General features: G+C 54.4%; 1 rRNA gene. It reads right to left on the bottom strand.

Features of this window, described 5'->3' with window-relative positions:
• Positions 1-2,130, bottom strand: a 23S ribosomal RNA gene (locus AC0YNW_RS29120); the annotation flags it as partial.

The following is a 2,130-nucleotide window of genomic DNA, read 5'->3' as shown; positions in this document are numbered from 1 at the left end:
AATTGGGAAATCTCATCTTGAAGGGGGCTTCACGCTTAGATGCTTTCAGCGCTTATCCCGTCCGTACTTGGCTACCCAGCGGTGCTCCTGGCGGAACAACTGGTACACCAGCGGTACGTCCATCCCGGTCCTCTCGTACTAAGGACAGCTCTTCTCAAATTTCCTACGCCCGCGACAGATAGGGACCGAACTGTCTCACGACGTTCTGAACCCAGCTCGCGTACCGCTTTAATGGGCGAACAGCCCAACCCTTGGGACCTACTTCAGCCCCAGGATGCGATGAGCCGACATCGAGGTGCCAAACCTCCCCGTCGATGTGGACTCTTGGGGGAGATAAGCCTGTTATCCCCAGGGTAGCTTTTATCCGTTGAGCGATGGCCCTTCCATGCGGTACCACCGGATCACTAAGCCCGACTTTCGTCCCTGCTCGACTTGTAGGTCTCGCAGTCAAGCTCCCTTATGCCTTTGCACTCTTCGAATGATTTCCAACCATTCTGAGGGAACCTTTGGGCGCCTCCGTTACATTTTAGGAGGCGACCGCCCCAGTCAAACTGCCCGCCTGACACGGTCCCTGCACCGGTTTCACGGTGCCAGGTTAGAACTCCGATACGATCAGGGTGGTATCCCAACGGTGCCTCCACCGAAGCTGGCGCTCCGGCTTCAAAGGCTCCCACCTATCCTGTACAGATCGTACCAAAGTCCAATATCAAGCTGCAGTAAAGCTCCATGGGGTCTTTCCGTCTTGTCGCGGGTAACCTGCATCTTCACAGGTATTAAAATTTCACCGGATCTCTCGTTGAGACAGCGCCCAAGTCGTTACGCCATTCGTGCGGGTCAGAATTTACCTGACAAGGAATTTCGCTACCTTAGGACCGTTATAGTTACGGCCGCCGTTTACTGGGGCTTCGGTTCACAGCTTCGGGTTACCCCTAACCGCTCCCCTTAACCTTCCAGCACCGGGCAGGCGTCAGCCCGTATACTTCGCCTTACGGCTTCGCACAGACCTGTGTTTTTGCTAAACAGTCGCTTGGGCCTTTTCACTGCGGCCCCCTCGGGCTATTCACCCTACCGAGGCACCCCTTCTCCCGAAGTTACGGGGTCATTTTGCCGAGTTCCTTAACGAGAGTTCTTCCGCGCGCCTTAGCATGCTCTGCTCGCCTACCTGTGTCGGTTTGCGGTACGGGCACCTAGATCTAACTAGAGGCTTTTCTCGACAGCCGGAGTACATGACCTTCGCTACTGCAATTTTCGCTCCCCATCACAGCCCAGCCTAACAGTTGGCGGATTTGCCTACCAACTAGCCTCACTGCTTGGACGGGCTATTCCATCAGCCCGCGTCACTGCCCTTCTGTGTCACCCCATTGCTCAAACAATCTTCGGTGGTACAGGAATTTCAACCTGTTGTCCTTCCACTACGCCTTTCGGCCTCGCGTTAGGTCCCGACTTACCCTGAGTGGACGAGCCTTCCTCAGGAACCCTTAGGCTTTCGGCGGACAAGATTCTCACTTGTCTTTTCGTTACTCATACCGGCATTCTCACTTGTATACTGTCCACCAGTCCTTACGGTCTGACTTCAACCTATATACAACGCTCCCCTACCCAATGCAGCAAGCTGCAATGCCATAGCTTCGGTGGTGTGTTTAGCCCCGTTACATTTTCGGCGCAGAGTCACTCGACCAGTGAGCTATTACGCACTCTTTAAATGGTGGCTGCTTCTAAGCCAACATCCTGGTTGTCTGTGCAACTCCACATCCTTTCCCACTTAACACACACTTGGGGACCTTAGCTGATGATCTGGGCTGTTTCCCTCTTGACAATGGATCTTAGCACTCACTGTCTGACTCCCGGTAAGCATGTCTATGGCATTCGGAGTTTGACTAGACTTGGTAACCCTTGGCGGGCCCCGCACCCAATCAGTGCTCTACCTCCACGACACTCATATCCGAGGCTAGCCCTAAAGCTATTTCGGGGAGAACCAGCTATCTCCGAGTTCGATTGGAATTTCTCCGCTACCCCCACCTCATCCCCGCATTTTTCAACATGCGTGGGTTCGGGCCTCCAGTGCGTGTTACCGCACCTTCACCCTGGACAGGGGTAGATCACACGGTTTCGGGTCTACGACCACGTACT

It is taken from the genome of Paenibacillus sp. J31R120 (assembly GCF_056269225.1).
Note: the sequence above shows the minus strand (reverse complement) of the source record. Positions and strands in the feature narration are given on the sequence as shown.